This is a genomic window from Nocardia sp. NPDC019219 (assembly GCF_040632645.1).
GTDB classification, from domain to species: Bacteria; Actinomycetota; Actinomycetes; order Mycobacteriales; family Mycobacteriaceae; genus Nocardia; species Nocardia sputorum.
In genome coordinates, this window is sequence record NZ_JBEYCG010000005.1 from 39,224 (window position 1) to 55,380 (window position 16,157).

General features: G+C 68.8%; 14 protein-coding genes and 1 pseudogene. 6 read left to right on the plus strand and 9 right to left on the minus strand.

Annotated elements, in window-relative coordinates; all coding sequences use genetic code 11:
• The first annotated feature begins 6 nt into the window (after nucleotides 1-6).
• A complete protein-coding gene (locus ABZ552_RS11755) occupies nucleotides 7-342 on the plus strand; it encodes a cupin domain-containing protein (RefSeq protein WP_281873193.1) in 336 nt (111 codons plus the stop codon).
• Nucleotides 343-577: 235 nt separating this feature from the next.
• Here ABZ552_RS11755 and helR read toward each other — a convergent pair.
• From helR to ABZ552_RS11785, 6 genes and pseudogenes are all read right to left on the minus strand, one after another.
• A pseudogene (gene helR / locus ABZ552_RS11760) lies at nucleotides 578-2,737 on the minus strand (RNA polymerase recycling motor ATPase HelR); the annotation flags it as partial.
• Between the two features lie 215 nt (nucleotides 2,738-2,952).
• Entirely contained in the window at nucleotides 2,953-3,939 is a 987-nt protein-coding gene (locus ABZ552_RS11765; RefSeq protein WP_281873191.1) for a glycine betaine ABC transporter substrate-binding protein, read from the minus strand.
• On the minus strand, nucleotides 3,936-4,673 hold the full coding sequence (locus ABZ552_RS11770) for an ABC transporter permease (RefSeq protein ID WP_281873188.1): 738 nt from the start codon (nucleotides 4,671-4,673) through the stop codon (nucleotides 3,936-3,938). The genes ABZ552_RS11765 and ABZ552_RS11770 overlap by 4 nt, the downstream gene beginning before the upstream one ends.
• Entirely contained in the window at nucleotides 4,670-5,953 is a 1,284-nt protein-coding gene (locus tag ABZ552_RS11775; protein WP_357436859.1) for an ATP-binding cassette domain-containing protein, read from the minus strand. Before ABZ552_RS11775 ends, ABZ552_RS11770 begins: the two co-directional genes overlap by 4 nt.
• Nucleotides 5,950-6,594 carry an ABC transporter permease gene (locus ABZ552_RS11780; protein ID WP_281873183.1) on the minus strand — a complete coding sequence of 215 codons (645 nt, stop codon included), beginning with the start codon at nucleotides 6,592-6,594 and terminating at the stop codon, nucleotides 5,950-5,952. Before ABZ552_RS11780 ends, ABZ552_RS11775 begins: the two co-directional genes overlap by 4 nt.
• A 297-nt stretch (nucleotides 6,595-6,891) precedes the next feature.
• Entirely contained in the window at nucleotides 6,892-7,458 is a 567-nt protein-coding gene (locus ABZ552_RS11785; RefSeq protein ID WP_281873180.1) for a TetR/AcrR family transcriptional regulator, read from the minus strand.
• A gap of 92 nt (nucleotides 7,459-7,550) precedes the next feature.
• Between ABZ552_RS11785 and ABZ552_RS11790 the strand changes: the two genes are divergently transcribed.
• Nucleotides 7,551-8,489: an SDR family NAD(P)-dependent oxidoreductase gene (locus ABZ552_RS11790; protein ID WP_281873178.1), complete on the plus strand. Its 939-nt coding sequence runs from the start codon at nucleotides 7,551-7,553 to the stop codon at nucleotides 8,487-8,489.
• A 58-nt stretch (nucleotides 8,490-8,547) separates the two neighbouring features.
• Here ABZ552_RS11790 and ABZ552_RS11795 read toward each other — a convergent pair whose 3' ends face one another.
• On the minus strand, nucleotides 8,548-10,239 hold the full coding sequence (locus tag ABZ552_RS11795) for a hypothetical protein (RefSeq protein ID WP_281918671.1): 1,692 nt from the start codon (nucleotides 10,237-10,239) through the stop codon (nucleotides 8,548-8,550).
• 597 nt (nucleotides 10,240-10,836) lie between these two features.
• Here ABZ552_RS11795 and ABZ552_RS11800 point away from each other — a divergent pair.
• Nucleotides 10,837-11,313 carry a hypothetical protein gene (locus ABZ552_RS11800; RefSeq protein WP_281873172.1) on the plus strand — a complete coding sequence of 159 codons (477 nt, stop codon included), beginning with the start codon at nucleotides 10,837-10,839 and terminating at the stop codon, nucleotides 11,311-11,313.
• A gap of 9 nt (nucleotides 11,314-11,322) precedes the next feature.
• Here the strand turns inward: ABZ552_RS11800 and ABZ552_RS11805 are convergent, their stop codons facing one another.
• Nucleotides 11,323-13,098 carry a GMC oxidoreductase gene (locus tag ABZ552_RS11805; RefSeq protein WP_281873169.1) on the minus strand — a complete coding sequence of 592 codons (1,776 nt, stop codon included), beginning with the start codon at nucleotides 13,096-13,098 and terminating at the stop codon, nucleotides 11,323-11,325.
• Nucleotides 13,091-13,960 (minus strand): hypothetical protein, encoded by an 870-nt coding sequence (locus tag ABZ552_RS11810; protein ID WP_357436866.1) that lies wholly within the window; start codon nucleotides 13,958-13,960, stop codon nucleotides 13,091-13,093. The genes ABZ552_RS11805 and ABZ552_RS11810 overlap by 8 nt, the downstream gene beginning before the upstream one ends.
• A 334-nt stretch (nucleotides 13,961-14,294) precedes the next feature.
• On the opposite strand from ABZ552_RS11810, the gene ABZ552_RS11815 reads away from it, so the two are divergent.
• The 3 genes from ABZ552_RS11815 to ABZ552_RS11825 all read left to right on the plus strand — a co-directional run bounded on the left by ABZ552_RS11815 (nucleotide 14,295) and on the right by ABZ552_RS11825 (nucleotide 16,156).
• On the plus strand, nucleotides 14,295-14,981 hold the full coding sequence (locus ABZ552_RS11815) for an isochorismatase family cysteine hydrolase (RefSeq protein WP_281880692.1): 687 nt from the start codon (nucleotides 14,295-14,297) through the stop codon (nucleotides 14,979-14,981).
• 179 nt (nucleotides 14,982-15,160) lie between these two features.
• A complete protein-coding gene (locus tag ABZ552_RS11820; RefSeq protein ID WP_281880690.1) occupies nucleotides 15,161-15,607 on the plus strand; it encodes a hypothetical protein in 447 nt (148 codons plus the stop codon).
• Nucleotides 15,608-15,853: 246 nt separating this feature from the next.
• Nucleotides 15,854-16,156, plus strand: a complete 303-nt coding sequence (locus ABZ552_RS11825; RefSeq protein ID WP_357437220.1) for a hypothetical protein — start codon at nucleotides 15,854-15,856, stop codon at nucleotides 16,154-16,156.
• Nucleotide 16,157: the final 1 nt, after the last annotated feature.

Genomic DNA, 16,157 nt, shown 5'->3' on the forward strand with positions numbered 1-16,157 from the left:
GGAGGCATGCATCCCGAGATCCTCACCCAAGAGGGCTACACCGCCGTCTCCGTCACCGAATCCCCCGTCCGTGAACTCTTTCCCGGAATCCGGCTGCGTCCACTCTGGAGCGGGCCGTCCGGGGCGCAGGCCAACGTGCTGGAGATGGACCCGGGTACGTCGTGGCCGCGCCGCGACGTCCACGAGCCCGGCCCGGAGGAGGTCTACGTGGTCGCGGGCACGTTCAACGACGGCGCGCGCGACTACCCGGCCGGGACGTTCCTGCACGCCCCGGCGGGGTCGTGGCACGTGCCCGCCACCACGACCGGCTGCACGCTGTTCGTCTTCTATCCGGAAGGGTAGGAAGCCGTGAATCTTCGCCGGGCGGTCATCTCGCCGGTGTCGCACAGCCGCTAGCCGCATTGCGGTCGCGGGCAGTTCGAGTCGCTCAGAGGTGTGTGCGGACCTCCGTCGATGACGAGTGGCAGTCGTTGGTCCCGACCGCCTCTTCCGGCCGATCGACCGTCGGCCGTGCAAGCCGCCGGGGGAGCTGTTCGTCGCATCCGCTCGCGAGTTTCGCCCGGGCGGGTGCCTCGATTTCGGTGAGGCCGGTCAGGACCTGCGGCAGCGGGCCCTGGTGCAGGACGCCGAGGCGTTGGGTGGCGCGGGTGAGCGCGACGTAGAGCTCGGCCGCGCCGCGTGGTCCGCCCGCGAGGATCCGTTCCGGCGCCACGACCAGGACGGCGTCGTACTCCAGGCCCTTCGTCTCCGACGCCGCCACCGTGCCCGGCACCTCCGGCGGACCGATCACGACGCTGGTGCCTTCGCGACCGGCTTCGTCGCGGACGAATTCTTCGATCGCGGTGGACAGCTCGTGCTCGGCGACCCGCCTCGACCATGGCTGGACACCGCATGCGCGCACCGATTCCGGTGGCTGCGCGCCCGGCGCGAACTCGGCCAGCAGCGCGGCGGCGACGGTCATGATCTCCGCCGGGGTGCGGTAGTTCACCGACAGCGACCGGTAGACCCACCGGCCGGGCACGTACGGCTCGAGCATCGCGTCCCACGACGTCGCTCCGGCGACCGACCGGCGTTGCGCGAGATCGCCGACGACCGTGAACGATCGCCCGGGGCAGCGGCGCATCAGCACGCGCCAATCCATCTCGGACAATTCCTGCGCCTCGTCGACCACCACGTGCCGGTAGGTCCAATCCCGGTCCGCCGCGGCACGTTCGGCGAGTTCACGGGTGTCGCGCTCCAGGAAGCGATCCGCCAGATCCTCCGCGTAGAGCAGGTCGTAGGCGAACAGGTGGTCCTCGTCGTCCATCATGTCCTCGCGGCTGACCAGGATGTCCAGCACGCCCGCCGCGTACTCGGCCTGGGCCGTCTGTTCCCGCACGGCGGCGCCGTCGTCCGGCTTCTCGCGGCCGAGCAGGTCGACCAATTCGTCGAGCAGCGGCACGTCCGACACCGTCCAGGCATCACCGACGGCGCGCCACAGCGCCCGGTCGGCGCCTGCCGCCGCCAACCGCTCCGGGGACACGTAGAGCTCCGCCAGGAGTTCTTCCGGTGTCAGGATCGGCCACAGTTCGTCGAGCGCCGCGGTGAACTGGTCGTTGTCCGCGAGTTCCGCGATCAGGTCCGACCGCACGTTCTCCCACGCCCCGCGGTCCTCCCGGGTCAGCCAGCCCCGGCCGATCCGGGCGATCGCCCGTTCGGTGAGCACCCACGTGACGATCTCAGCGAACACCGCGCGGGCTTCGTTGTGCGGCAGGCCGCTCGCGCGCGCCTCGTCCCTGGCCCATTCGGCGGTCTCCGCGTCGATGCGGACCGTGACGTCCGTCAGCTCGATCGGCAGCGGGTGCTCGGGCAGCCGCTGCCGATCGGCGACCGCTGCCGCGAGCACGTCCAGGATCTTCCGAGAACCCTTGAGCCGGGCGGCGTCCGGGTTGTCCTCCGCGGTGACGTGCAGACCGGGCACCAGGTCGCCGGTGGTCATGAACACGACGTTCGTCTCACCCAGCGACGGGAGAACACGGCCGATGTGGTCGAGGAACGCCGGATTGGGGCCGATCACGAGCACACCGTTGCGTTCCATTTGCTCCCGCTGCGTGTAGAGCAGGTACGCGACGCGGTGCAGTGCCACCACGGTCTTCCCGGTACCCGGTCCGCCCTCGATCACCACCACTCCGGGGTGCTCGAGCCGGATGATCTCGTCCTGTTCGGCCTGGATCGTGGCCACGATGTCGCGCATCCCCGCGCCGCGCGGGGCGTCGACCGCCGCGAGCAGCGCCGCGTCGCCGCGCTCGCCTCCGCCGGGACGGCCGAGGACCTCGTCGGTGAAATCGACGATGTGCCGTCCGCGGGTGTGGAACTGGCGGCGCCTGCGCATGTTCTCCGGACTGGCGGCGGTGGCGACGTAGAACGCGCGCGCCGCGGGCGCACGCCAATCGAGCAACAGCGGTTCGTACTCGTCGTCCTCGTCGAAGATGCCGATCCGGCCGATGTAGGAATGCTCGCCCGTAAGGGTGTCCAACCGGCCGAAGCACAGTCCGCTGTCCGCCACGTCCAGCCGCTTCGCCTCCTTGGCCAGTGCGCGCACCTCGGCATCCCGTTCCATCGGCGACCCGCCGTTCCCGCGCAACGCCGCGGCGTAGCGGGCCCGCACCCGCGTGCGCTCGGCGTCGAGCCGCGTGTAGAGCCCGGTCACGTGACTCCGCTCGGACCGCAATTCGTCCTCGTACCCCTGAGTGGACACAGCCCCTCCTTCTCCCGGCTCGACGGTCCCGCGTGGGTCACGCGAATACTGTTTGTCGCCTGAGCGCGTCGAGCAGCAACGCCGCAGCCAGCGATTCTGCGGTATCACCCGGGTCTTGCCGCAAGCCCGGGGGTGCGCTATAGATTGAGAGTGGAAAGAGGCGTGCGCCTCCACGCGGCCGTTCGGGCGGTCGCCCTCTCGGCCTCCGATCCGGCCTATTCGATCAGGTTCTGACCCTTCAGCCAGTCATAGGCGACGTCTGCGGGATCCTCGCCGTCGATGTCGACGCGACCGTTGAGGTCCTGCATCAACTCGTCGGTGAGGCGCTCGGAGATCGTGCCGAGCAGGGTACGCAACTGCGGGTAGCGATCCAGGACAGTCGCTCGCACGACCGCCGTGCCGCTGTAGGGCAGGAAGAACTTCTCGTCGTCGTCGAGGACGACCAGGTCGAGGTTCTTGACCCGGCCGTCGGTGGTGTAGATCATGCCGAAATTGCACGGGGCGCTCTTGGCCGTGGCCGTGTAGACGACTCCGGCGTCCATCCGCGTGACGTTGCCGGACGGAACGCCGTTCGGATCGTTGTAGGGAATCCCGTACTTCTGCAGCATCGGAATGAAACCGTCCGAGCGGCTGAAGAATTCGTCGTCGACGCAGAAGGTCCGGTCGGGAACCGGGAGCGCCGCGACGTCCGACAGCGACCGAACTCCCAGGCGTTCGGCGGTCGGTGTGGACGCGCCGAACGCGTAGGTGTCGTTGAAGTTGGCCGGCGGCAGCCATTCCAAGTCGTGGTCGCGCTTCTCGATGTCGTGGACGCGCTGCCAGAGTTCGTGCGGGTCGGAGATGGTCTCGGTCTGGTTGTGATAGTTGACCCAGCCGGTGCCGGTGTACTCCCAGAGCACATCGGCGTCGCCGTTGAGCTGAGCTTGCCGCGACGACGCCGACCCCGGCGCCCCGGTCAGGTCGGTGATGTTCGCGCCTGCCGCGGCCAGGTAGGTCGCGGTGATCTTGCCCAGTAGTACGCCCTCGGTGAAGCTCTTCGAGGTGACGGTCAGCTTCGCGCCGTCCAGCGGCCGCGCCCGATCCGGCAGGCGCGCGTCGTGGAAGGTTCCGGACGAGCTCACCAGACCGCAACCGGCGAGCATCGCCGCGGCGAGGACGAGGGCGGAAACCAGCGTGGCCGAGCGGGCTCGGGGCGATCTCATGAGAGACCTCGCGGGGTCGCGGCCAGTTCGACCAGTCTGCCGAGCCAGTCGATGAGCAACGCCAGGAGGCCGACCAGGATCGCGCCGGAGACGAGCAGTTTGGGGAGGAAGAGGGTGACGCCGGTCGTGATCAGGGTGCCGAGGCTGGTCGCCCCGATGAACGTGCTCAGCGTCGCGGTGCCGACCAGGATCACCAGCGCGGTGCGCACACCGTTGAGGATCACCGGCACCGCGAGCGGCAGTTCGACCTGCGCCAGCGTCCGCGCGGCCGAATAGCCGATGCCGCGCGACGCCTCGATGGTGCGCTGATCGACCTGCCGCAGCCCGACGATCGTGTTCTGCAGGATCGGCAGCACCGCGTACACGACGAGACCGACGATCGCCGTACGGAATCCGGTTCCCAGCCAGAAGGTGAACAAGACGAGCAGGCCGACCGCGGGCGCGGCCTGGCCGACATTGGCGATGTTGACGGCGATCGGTTCGAGTCGTCGCAACGCCGGGCGGGTCAGGGCGATGCCCAGCGGTATCGCCACGACGACCACGATCACGGTGGCCACCACGGTGAGCTCGATGTGCCGGAGGATCGTGGTCTGCAGGTTGTCCCATCCGAGGGACGCCTTCTCCGTGGCCGTGAACGTCGTCGACCGGTACCAGAGGACGTATCCGGCGCCGATGACGAGGATGATGATCGGCTCGAACCACACGTCGAGCGGAACGCGGCGCAGGCGGCTCATGACGGCTCGGCCGATCCGGGTTCCTCGTCGGCGGCGACCACCGGGGTCGGCGCCGGGTCGCTGCCCTCGACATAGGTCGTGTAGGAGAGCTCCGCTTCGTCGGCGCGCCCCTCGGCGAGCTTGTTCCGGATGACGTCGGTGACCGTGCCGATGCTCAGCGAGCCGAGCACCGCGCCGCGGCCGTCGGTGACGAGCGCCGCGCCCTGGCTGGTGGCGAGCATGGCGTCGAGCGCGTCGTTGAGGGTCGAGGAGCGCGCCACGACGGGCAACCGGCGATCGAGGTAGTCGGAGACCTCCGGTTTGGTCGCCACCTCGGTCAGCGAGGGCCACGACCGCGGCCGTCCGGCCTGGTCGACGACGACGACCCAGGTGTGCCCGGCGGCCTTCGCACGGTCGATCACCTCCCGCGCCGGCTCACCGACCCGGGCGGTGATCACCTCGTCGTAGGCGACGTCACGTACCCGCGACACGGTCAGATACGCCAGCTTCGCGCCGGACCCGACGAACTCCTCCACGAACGGCGTGGCGGGGTCGGTGAGGATTTCCTCCGGGCTCGCGTACTGCTCGACGTGACCTCCTTCGGACAGGATGAGCACCTTGTCGCCGAGCTTGGTGGCCTCCTCGAAGTCGTGTGTGACGATCACGATGGTCTTGCCGAGTTCCTGCTGGATCGCGATCAGGCTGTCCTGCAGGCGGACCCGGGTGATCGGGTCGACCGCGCCGAACGGCTCGTCCATGAGCAGGACCGGCGGGTCCGCCGCGAGCGCCCGCCCCACGCCGACGCGCTGCTGCTGGCCGCCGGACATGTCCTTCGGCAGCCGGTCGGCGAAGGTGCCCGGGTCGAGCCCGACGAGATCGAGCAGGTACTCGGTGCGTTCGGCGATCCGCTTCTTGTCCCACCCGAGCACCCGCGGGATGGCGCCGACGTTCTTGGCGACCGTCCAATGCGGGAACAGACCGCCGGACTGGATGACGTACCCGATCGACTGCCGCAGCTTGTCGGGGTCCTCCCTGGTGACGTCGCGACCTCCGATGAAGATCCGGCCCTCGGTCGGCTCGATCAGGCGGTTGATCATCTTCAGTGTGGTCGTCTTGCCGCACCCGGACGGGCCGACGAACGCGACGATGTCGCCCGCCTCGATCTCGAGGTCGAGGCGTCGCACCGCCGGTCTGTCCTGGCCCTTGTAGCGCTTGACGACCGAATCCAGCCTGATGGAGGCGCCGGTGACGTTGCGCTCCGCCGGCGCGGAAGCGGGCTGACTGCTCACATCATCGGTCATGACAGTCCCTTTGCGATCGTGAGGCGTCCGAGCAGGACGAGCAGCGCGTCGAACACCAGCGCGATGATGACGATGAGGATGGTGCCGGTCAGAGCCATCTCCAAGGCGTTCGCTCCACCCAGACGGGAAAGCCCGTTGAAGATCAACGACCCCAGGCCCGGCCCGAGGACATAGGCGACGATGGCGGCGACGCCCACGATCATCTGGGTGGACACCCGGATGCCGGTGAGGATCACCGGCCAGGCGATCGGCAATTCGACGGTCAGCAGAATGCGCCATCGCGAAAAGCCGATGCCGCGCGCGGATTCGACCACCGCGGCGGGCACCGACCGCAAACCGACAATCGCGTTACCGATCACCGGCAGCGCCGCGAAAAACGCCAGCATCACGAACGACGGGGTCACGCCGAGGCCGAACGGGACCAGCAGGATCGCCAGCAGTGCCAGCGAAGGAATCGTCAGCGCGACGCGGCTGGAGGTCAGGGAGAGCGCCGACACCAGGGGCAGCCGATAAACCGCCACCGCGATGAGCACGGCGACGACGGTCCCGACCAGAACTGTCTGGAATGCCAGCGAGGCATGCTGATAGGTGAGAAACGCCAGAATCTCTCCCCGCCCGCGGACGTAGCTCCATAAATTCACGGGATTCCCCTCGTCAGCCGAAGACCTGTCGGTGCCTGTCCGCGCATAGTCGCCCGGGCGTGCGAGCCGTCAAAGAGTAATCGAAGTCGCGCGTTCGTTCCCCGATGGCGCGCGGAGGACAAATCCTCGGAGCGGCCGGGTGATCGGCGAACATACCAGGGCCCTTCGCTCGAACCTGACGATCGGCTCGAAGGAAACCACGCCCGCACCGGCACGCCCAGTATTACGGTCAGCCAGATCGAAATGCGCGATCGGCCGGATCTTCTCGGCCGCCTGCTCGCGGATGCCGAGCGGAACTCAGGGGCGGGGTCGCAATCCGTCCACGAACAGGTCGAGCAGGCGGCCGGCCTGGCCCCGGCGTTCCGGGCTCTCGGTGGCGAGCGAGATTCCGCTGAGACCGACGAGTACGTCGTCGGGTGCGACGTCCGACCGCAGCGTGCCTGCCTCGGCTCCCGCTCGGAGCAGCGTGGTGACGGCGGTGGTCAGACGATCGCGACTTTCGGAGAACGGGTTGCCGCCGGAGGCGATCAGTGCGCGCAGGGCGTCGCCCATGCCGCGTTTGGTGGTCGTGTAGTCGACGAAACGGTCCATCCACGTGCGCAACGCGCGATCCGGCGGCTGGACGGCCAGGAGGTCGTCGGCGGAGTCGCACAGCCGGGTGAGTTCGCTGCGGTAGGCGGCGTCGATGAGCGCCTCGCGGGTGGGGAAGTGGCGGTAGAGCGTCCCGATGCCGACGCCCGCTTCCTTGGCGATGGCATCGAGTGTGACGTCCGATCCGTCCTGCGAGAACGCGCGCACAGCGACCTCGAGCAGCCGGTCTCGATTGCGGCGGGCATCGGCGCGCAGCGGGCGTGCGTTGGTCATCGAATCCTCCCGGGAACAAAGCGGAGGGTCCTCCGGTTATCACTGGTACCGGAGTATCCTCCGGTTCTAGTCTACCGAGAAGGGGACATGTCATGTCCGATCGCATCACCACCCCGTTCACCGCGGAGTCGACCGCGGCGGAGGTGCTGGCCGGCATCGATCTCACCGGACGGCGTGCCGTCGTCACGGGTGGAGCTTCCGGCATCGGCGTCGAGACCGCCCGGGCACTGGCCGCCGCCGGGGCCGAAGTGACGCTCGCCGTTCGCGACCTCGCGGCCGGGGAACGCACCGCGGCGGACATCATCACGACGACCGGGAACGAGAGGGTGCGGGTCGCCGCGCTCGATCTCGCCGACCGAGCGTCCGTCGCGGCGTTCGCCGGAGATTGGGACGGGCCGCTGCACATGCTGATCAACAACGCGGGCGTGATGGCATCGCCGCTGACGCGCACCCCGCAGGGCTGGGAGATGCAGTTCGCCACCAACCATCTCGGCCACTTCGCGCTGACCACCGGCTTGCGCGAGGCGCTGGCCGCGGCCGGTGGGGCGCGCGTCGTATCGGTCAGTTCCAGTGCGCATCACCGGTCACCGGTCGTCTTCGACGACATCCACTTCGAGCGCAGGCCCTACGATCCGTGGTCGGCGTACGGCCAGTCCAAGACGGCCAACGTATTGTTCGCGGTCGAGGCGACCCGGCGCTGGGCCGGCGACGGCGTCACCGTCAACGCGGTGATGCCCGGCGGTATCCGCACCAATCTGCAGCGGCACGTGTCCGACGAGGAACTTGAGCGGCTCCGCGCGGCCGCGGGCGGGACCGGCATGGTGTGGAAGACGCCGCAGCAGGGTGCGGCGACCTCGGTGCTGGTCGCGGCGTCACCGTTGCTCGACGGCGTCGGCGGTCGCTACTTCGAGGACTGCGGCGAAGCCGAGGTCGGCGTGCTCAGCGCCCGGAACGGAGTCGCCGAATACGCGCTCGACCCCGAAGCCGCCGCCCGGCTGTGGCAGGTGTCGAGCGAGATGCTGGCGGTATGACGGCCACGCCTTCGCTCTCAGCGAGTAGCCGTCCCCGACCGGGGACGGACGTCTCCGGTCAGGGCCGGGCGGTCCGGTCGAGGGCGAAGCGCGCCAGATTGGTGGAGACGATCTCCGGCCGCCCGCCGGGTTGTCTCGCCGCGGCGGTGAGCACGTCGATGTGGTGATAGCCAGGGGCGGTCACAGTCTCGCCGTGGCCGCGCCACCCGGTGGCGACGACGACTCCGGCGCCGCCGATGAGGTTGATGGTCGGATTGGCGAGGACGCCGCCGGGGTGGGTGCGGTGCCGCGCGAGTTCGGGCGCCTGGGACTGGAAGACGTCGAACGCGAGCCGCATCGGGAAGTACCATTCGGTGAAGTCCAGCGGTTGCGCGGCCAGGCTGCGCGCGAGATCCGCGATATCGGTGACCTCGTGGACGGCGTCGGTGAACGGCGCGCCGTTGCGATCGGCTGGGGCCGTCGCGGCCGGATCGTCGTAGTTGCGCCAGGTGTAGAGCGGGCCGTTCGGCTGATCCGGGATCGCTTTGCGGTCGGGACCGAACAACATGCCGGTGAGTCCGCGCAGCGCCGGTACAGCGGCGACATCGCCGGGAAGCGGGAAGTCCTTGCCCGTCACGGTCCCCCCGTCGAAGAAGCCGAATCCGGCTTGCAGCAACGCCAGCGGCTGGGAGTTGGCGTCGAGGAACGCTCCGAGCGCGGCGGCATTGGTGATCCGGAAATCACGGACCGACGGCGAGCCGGTCGCGGCGGCCGCCGCATCGCGCGACAGCAGGACGCGGTAGGTGGTTTCCTGGTTGAGGCTGCCGGGCACGTACCGCGCCAGATCGGACTCGGCGTCGGGCGCCAGATAGGCTGCCAGCCCGGCTATTCCGAGCAGATTCATCGTCTCCGGGTTGATGACCGCGGGCAGAGCCAGCACCCGGGGGAGCGCGCCTCCGTCGAGCGCGGCCTCGACCGCGGTGGCGCCGATGCCGCCGAGGGAGAGGTCGATGATGTCGGGGATGCCGTTGAGCGCGGACAGCGAGGTGTCGATGGAGGAGTCCAGGGCGAAATAGCCGGCGCACTGGTCGGCGCCCGCGGCGCCGCCGAAATCCCATTCGGCGAAGAACGCGGTGAGGACTCCACCCAGGGAATGGCCGCCGCACAGCGTCTTCCGCTTCCGCAGCGCCGGATCCGGCAGCTCGGCGGCCAGCAGATCGAATTGGTCCTGCACCGTTTGCGCGACACCGAGATGACCGAGCCACCCGAGCTGGTCGTTCGGCACCACGCCGCCGAAGCGTCTGCCGTCGACATCCGCGCCGCGGTAGTAGTAGTCGACGGCGAGGTGCACGTCGTTCGCGGCCAACCCGGCCCGCCTGCCGAGATGATCCTCCAAGCAGTTGGAGCGGCGATCCAAGGCCCAGAACTCGACATGGCGGCCGAGTTGCGCCGCCGCGGCGACCGTATTGCGCGCGACGCTGTCGAACGCGCCGGCGCCTTCGAAGATCCCCGGCTGCGCCACCAGAACCGCGTCGGCGTCCGCCGAGCGCGCGGGGCCCGCGCCATCCCGGTAACGCAGGTACGACAGCCGATCACAAGCGGCCGGATGCGGCCCGGCGGACTCCGGCAGCGGAATGCGCAGGCTCACCACGGATTCCGCCACCGAAGAGATCGGCGACGAGGAAACCACCGCGATCTCGGTGCGTTCCATGTCGATCGGCTGCGCGGTAGCGCTCGGTGCGGCGGCCGCGACGACCAGGGCGGTGGTCACAAGGGCGGATCTGAGGAAACGGGGGACATCGTGACGATGTCTCAGGAACCGACCGTGGCCCCCCAACGATTGTGTCGACATCGACGACCTCTCGGCACGACAGCGGAGCAAGCTGCATCGCCGACACTTCCACGTCGGCGCGATGAAACTTATGGTGGGCCCTATCGGCTGTCAACGTCCGCGAAACGGCTTACGAGAGTTCCCAAAACCAGAACGCTCTGCCCTGTGGCACAACCCAGATGTCGGGCACGCCGAGACTGTCGTTCGCGCACGATCGGCCCCGGCGACCAGATCGCCAGCCCGTGGCCGGGCGCCGGGACGTGGTCGGCGAGCGCACGCCTCGGCGTCGGGTGCCACCGGCCGGGCGCGGCGGCCGAGTGGTCCGCCGTGCACTTCGCATACTCACCCGCTCACCGAGCGACGTGACACCCGGCGGCTGGTCGGGTGGGTGCCCGCCTAGCGGCGCGCGCCGGTGCCTGACGGCCGGCGCGCGGTATCGAACGGGCGGACCGTGCGGAAGTCCTGATCAGTCTGGCGTGAGCGCTCCCGTATCGGGTAATCGGCGGGCATATCCGACGACCGTAGGAGGTGGGATGAATGACTGGACCGACTCGCATCGCCGCGTGCGTGGCGCTGGCCGGGGCGGCGGCGGTTATGGCGGCCGGACCGGCGGCGGCAGCGCCGGCCAGTGTCTCGATCAACGGCAATATGCAGGTGATGGGCCTCAGCGTGCTGCACGTCGAGGCGCAGGCGCAGGGCGACGGTCCCGCGACCGGCACTTATGCCGCTACCGGGCAGTTCGGCAACGCCCCGCTACCGCTGAAGGTCACCGGCCCCGTCACCTGCCTGCGGGTCGTCGGCGACACGGTGTCCCTGGTCTACCCGATCACGACCTCGCAGCCGGTCATGCTGTTCGCGCCGGATGAGATGGCGATCCAGGTCACCGTCACCAAGGGCCGGAACGGTGCGCCGAACATGATCGGCTACGGCGCGCCCATGCCGACGAACACGTTCCGGGACTGCCAGCCGGGCCCGACCCCGGCGGTGTTCGACGGCACGATCGACATCAACTGAGGACGGCTCTCACAACCCCAGTCGGTCCATGCGGGCCGTGATACGAGGGTCGGTGGTCACCACCGGCGACTCCTTGTCGACCCAGGTGTCCCCGCCGAAGTAGGCGCTGAAGATCTTCTCGGCGGTCCGAGTGGCGAGCGCCTGGCACGACAAGGTCGGATTGGGGCCGCCGAGAGAATTGGGCAGCGCGGAGTTGTCGGCGACGAACAGCCGCTTGACCCAGCGCGCCTGCCCGTCGGGGTCGAGCACGGAGTCGGTCGGGGAAGCGCCCATCCGCATCGAGGAGTGCACGTGGAGCAGCAGCGGCGCCCAGTCCATCCGATACACCTTCCTGGCGCCGGCCGCGCGCATGATCTCGGCCGCCCGCGCGGCCATGAACTCCCGGTTCGCGATGGTCTGCGGCTTGCGCTGCCGCCGTGCCACGTCGATCTTGGCGGGCGCGCCGTTCTCGTCGGCGGGAAACAGCGACAGGGTGATCCGGTTGCGTGGCTCGACGTGGTCATCGGTGAGCACGAGGAAGTTGAGCAGATGGTCGATGCCGTCGGTCAGCAATTCGATCAGTTCCTCGCCGACGATGCGGCCCGCGGGCCCGTCCCAGGGGCCGGACGGACCGCGGCCGTTGTCGTACACACCTCTGATCCCGCTGTCGGACAGGCACATCGTGAACGCCTGGATCGCGGGGGTCAGGCCGACGTTCTCGATGCCGCCGCGCCCGGGAAAGTCGATGCGGGCCGAGGAGTTGGCTCCCTTGGAGTTGCCGGTGTAGTCGTCGAAACTGCCGATGACCCAGTCGAGGAAGTGGTCGGTGTGCCCGCGTCCCACCCAGTCGTTGGGGTTGGGCAGCCCGCTGTTGAGCCACAGCCGCGGGCTCTGGGTCGTTCCGCCTGCCAGCACCACCACGTGCGCGTCTTCGGTGAATTCCGCGCCGGTGCCGTTCTCGCGCCAGCTGACGCCGGTCGCCACCACCTCGCCGCCGCGCTCCTCCCAGTTGATCGACCGCACGAACGAGTCGGCGCGTAATTCGACCGGCCTGCCGCCGGGCCGGACCGCATCGGCGGCCAGCCCCAGCGGCACATAGCTGTTGTCGGTCGAGCGTTTGGCGAACAGGTTGCGCGGGGCGTGGACGGGCTCGTAGCAGCCTTGGAAGCAGTGCCCGCAGAAGGTGCAGCCGGTGGCGGCCGGGTAGGTCAGCAGCTCGGTGCGGTCGCTGCGCCCGGCGTATCCGCCCGGTTGCAGAATGGCGTTCTGCTGCGGCCGGAAGGATGCCTCGGTGGTCGTGCGCGAGGTCTGCACCGGAAGGCCGACGTTCTCGCAACCACGGAACGTGATGCTCTCCTTGGTTCCCATCGCCGCCGTCTGCACGGGCAGCGTTGCCTCCACCCACTCCAGGTACGGCACGAACTCCGCGAAGCTGAAAGGGAATTCGTGCTGACGATCGTAGGCGGCGGCGTCTGGACCCGAATATCCCTGGAACACGCCGGGGAAAGGTCGCGGACAATTGCCGAAATAGTGGGCGGTGGTGCCCCCGACGCCGGACAGTTCCCACACGAAGATATTGTTCGCCCACTCCCGGAACCAGGCCGGTTTGCGGCGATCCTGTGGTCCGAACCGCAGAAAGCCGTCGTTGGGATTGTTCGCGTCGTTCTCCGCGTGCGACCACTCCTCCCGCGGTGCCGCGTGCCGCGGCCCTGCCTCCAGCATCAGCACGTCCAGCCCGCGCCCGGCCAGCTCCGCGGCGACGACGGGACCACCTCCGCCGGCGCCGATCACGATGACATCACGCATACGCGGGCACCTCCGTGCGGCCCTGGTAGTAGCCGATCAGCTCCGGATGACCTTCGACCAATCCGTCCGGGCGGTATCCGGTGAGCTCCCACGACGGCGGTCGCCGCGCGACGGTGCGCGTCACCGGGTCCAACATCGACAACTCCGAGTGGACGCCGAAAGCCGTGCCCTCCAGCAGGATGCCGCCCGCGAAACGGAGGAATCCGGTACCCGAGCCACGCAACGGTCCCGGCAAGCCGCCGTCGATGAGCGAGACCAACTCCGGCAGCGGCCGTTCGATCAGTTCGATCACCCGGCACTTGTCGCGCAGGGTCAATCGCGCGAACGGAGAGCCGAGCGGCCCGATCACGGTTCCGGGCGCGATGAGCAGCGCACCGAAGGTCAGGACGAGCGCGACCAGCACCGACAACGGCAGGACCCGGTCGGAATAGGCGTACCCGAGCGCCTGGTCGAGGGTTCGGCCCTGTTCTGCGGACACGCCCAGCAGCAGCGGCGCGGGAATACCCAGATCGTTCATTCCCGCCGCGAGCGCCGAGGCCAGCGGCCTGGTCAGCTGGTCGCCCGCGGCCAGATAGCGATCGAACAGTTCCACCATGAACTCGCCGCCGCCTGCCTCGATCGGTCCCGGCCCCGGCCGCGGTGTGCCCTGCACGCGTGACCACTCGTCGGGGCCAGGGAACACCATCACGCACACCGCGCGGATGGTGTCCAGCACGAATACGTCGATCGGTCCGGTGGGCTGTGCCACCGCGACAGCGGGGCGCAGCGCCGAACCCATACCCGCGCCTGCCGCGAAACCCACCGCGTATTTGAGGAAGTCGCGACGATCGTATGCCGTCAGGGCGAATTCTGCGTCCGACATCGTGGCCCCCTGCCGCCCGAAGTCCGAAAGATGATCGGTGGTGACCATATCGAGGTGACGAAAGCCACTATTCGGAATTCCGGTAAATCTGGGCCGATGTCCAATAAGTGCCGCGGGGGACTTGTGAAGCGCACCACGAAATCGGTCCACGCCCGCACGGCGTGCGCACCGAGGCGACTGTCGAGCCGCGGTGAGCGCCGTGTGGTCGACGGGGATCGGCCGCCACGGGATCGGTGTGGTGGCTCGGCAGCGCGGCAAACGGCCGCGCACGCGGTCGGGGAGGTCCTACGCTGTGCTGGCCGAGAACCGATCGTGCTGTCAGTTGGGGGAACCGATGTCCGATACCGCGCTGTTGCTGATCGATCTGCAGAACAGCTACCTCGTCCAAGACGTGCGTGACGCGCTGGGGTGGCCCCCGATCTGGCGGCTCGACCAGATTGTGGCCGAGTGCCGCGATCTGGCCGAAGCCGCCCGCACGGCGCACCTGCCGGTGGTCTACTCACGGCAGATACCCAGCACGGCGAAGATGTTGGCCCTCAACCCGCGGTCCGCCCGGCACAGGCGTTCCCGTGCCGCGTTGGTGCCGAAGCTGACCGCCGAAGACCGGCACTGGCGGTCGCAGATCATCGACGCCGTGGCTCCGCAGCCTGATGACCTGGTCCTCGACAAGACCCGGCACAGCTTCTTCGCGTACACCGAACTCGACCCGATCCTGCGCAGCATGAACATCCGCCGGCTCGTCGTCGCCGGTTTGCAGACCAACGTCTGCGTGGAAGCGACCGTCCGCGCGGCGCTGGAACGCAACTTCGAAGTGGCCGTGGCCGAGGACGCGGTCACCACCGACGGGCCCGCCCTGCACTTCGCGGCCCTCAACGCGATGCGCGTGCTCTACGTCGAAGTCGCTCCCTGGCGTGAACTGCTCGCGCCCGGCGCGGCATGGGACGTGGCCTATCGGACACCGAACTACGGCCGGGATCCCGCGTATTGGTCGGATCCGCACATGCCTGTGCCGAACCGATAGCTACGATGGCAATCCCTGGTCTCGGCGATGGCCGGGGTGCGGTGGCGACCTGGCGGATTCTCTCGTCTTCTCAGAGCGAGCGAGTGCCTTGCCCGACCCGGATTGCCGTTCGTCGTAAGGTCGCGATCATGAACGCACGTATCTGCCTAGGCGCGGTCGTCGCCGCCGTCGGAGTCACAATGACCGGGACCACAGTGGCCGCCGCTGCGCCGGATATGAACAATCCCAATCTGATTCAGGCCGACCCGGCGGACTTCATGGTCGGCGACACGGTGTACTTCTCCGGGTGGCTCGGGTCGACCACTTGCGCGATCCACCCGAACGGCGATGTGGGATGCGACCTTCCGCCCGGACGCACACTGTGGGGCATCGTCCCGATCTCCGACGTCGCTATCGATGTCCCATTCCTGCCCGCGCATCCGACGTTCGGACTGGGCGGCCCGCACGGTCGTCCGGGTAGCCGGTGGATCACCGACGTCCCGCGTCCCGAGGGGACGGTCTATCAGGGCACCCGTATCAGCTACGCGGGCGTGACCTGCATCGGCGGACTCCCCAGGGGCGCCGGAGTGGCCTGTACCTCCAAGGGCCACAGTTTCACCGACGGCGCGCAGGTCGAGATCAGCTGATCGCCGAACTCGACCGCGCGGTCGGTCCGAGGCCGCCGGCCATGCGGCAACGCGGCAGGGGTTGGGGCGGCCCACGGTACAACGGCACGGGGCGTACGTCGGCCACCGTCACCGAGGTGTGCGACAGTGGCGTGTCCGAATATCTCGGGGCACGACCGTGGGCTGTCGCCCCGAAGGATGGGGAGTTGGAACGTGAGTGTGTCGGAGTTGGCCTACAACGTCGTAGTCGTCGCGCATCTGCTCGGAATGGCCGCCGTGGTGGGTGGTTACCCGGCGGGGCGGCCCCGGGTCTCGGAGGTCATGGTCTGGGGCGCACGGTTGCAGGTGGTCACGGGATTGATCCTGGTCGGGATGGCCGAGTCGATCGATGCGCTGGGCAAGGATCCGAACATGGTCAAGATCGGCGTGAAGCTGATCGTGGCGATCGCGGTGGCCGCGTTCGCCGAGATCGGGCACGCCGACGAGAAGCGCGGCAAGCCGGTTCCGCGGCTGACCGATGCCGCGGGCGTGCTGGCGATCCTCAACGTCTTCGTCGCCGTTCTGTGGTGAG

Excerpts from the sequence above, each read along its gene's own strand:
- ABZ552_RS11755 (WP_281873193.1), top strand. The coding sequence starts at position 7 with ATGCATCCCGAGATCCTCACCCAAGAGGGCTACACCGCCGTCTCCGTC.
- ABZ552_RS11765 (WP_281873191.1), bottom strand. The coding sequence starts at position 3,939 with ATGAGATCGCCCCGAGCCCGCTCGGCCACGCTGGTTTCCGCCCTCGTC.
- ABZ552_RS11770 (WP_281873188.1), bottom strand. The coding sequence starts at position 4,673 with ATGAGCCGCCTGCGCCGCGTTCCGCTCGACGTGTGGTTCGAGCCGATC.
- ABZ552_RS11775 (WP_357436859.1), bottom strand. The coding sequence starts at position 5,953 with ATGACCGATGATGTGAGCAGTCAGCCCGCTTCCGCGCCGGCGGAGCGC.
- ABZ552_RS11785 (WP_281873180.1), bottom strand. The coding sequence starts at position 7,458 with ATGACCAACGCACGCCCGCTGCGCGCCGATGCCCGCCGCAATCGAGAC.
- ABZ552_RS11790 (WP_281873178.1), top strand. The coding sequence starts at position 7,551 with ATGTCCGATCGCATCACCACCCCGTTCACCGCGGAGTCGACCGCGGCG.
- ABZ552_RS11800 (WP_281873172.1), top strand. The coding sequence starts at position 10,837 with ATGACTGGACCGACTCGCATCGCCGCGTGCGTGGCGCTGGCCGGGGCG.
- ABZ552_RS11805 (WP_281873169.1), bottom strand. The coding sequence starts at position 13,098 with ATGCGTGATGTCATCGTGATCGGCGCCGGCGGAGGTGGTCCCGTCGTC.
- ABZ552_RS11810 (WP_357436866.1), bottom strand. The coding sequence starts at position 13,960 with ATGTCGGACGCAGAATTCGCCCTGACGGCATACGATCGTCGCGACTTC.
- ABZ552_RS11815 (WP_281880692.1), top strand. The coding sequence starts at position 14,295 with ATGTCCGATACCGCGCTGTTGCTGATCGATCTGCAGAACAGCTACCTC.
- ABZ552_RS11820 (WP_281880690.1), top strand. The coding sequence starts at position 15,161 with ATGACCGGGACCACAGTGGCCGCCGCTGCGCCGGATATGAACAATCCC.
- ABZ552_RS11825 (WP_357437220.1), top strand. The coding sequence starts at position 15,854 with ATGGCCGCCGTGGTGGGTGGTTACCCGGCGGGGCGGCCCCGGGTCTCG.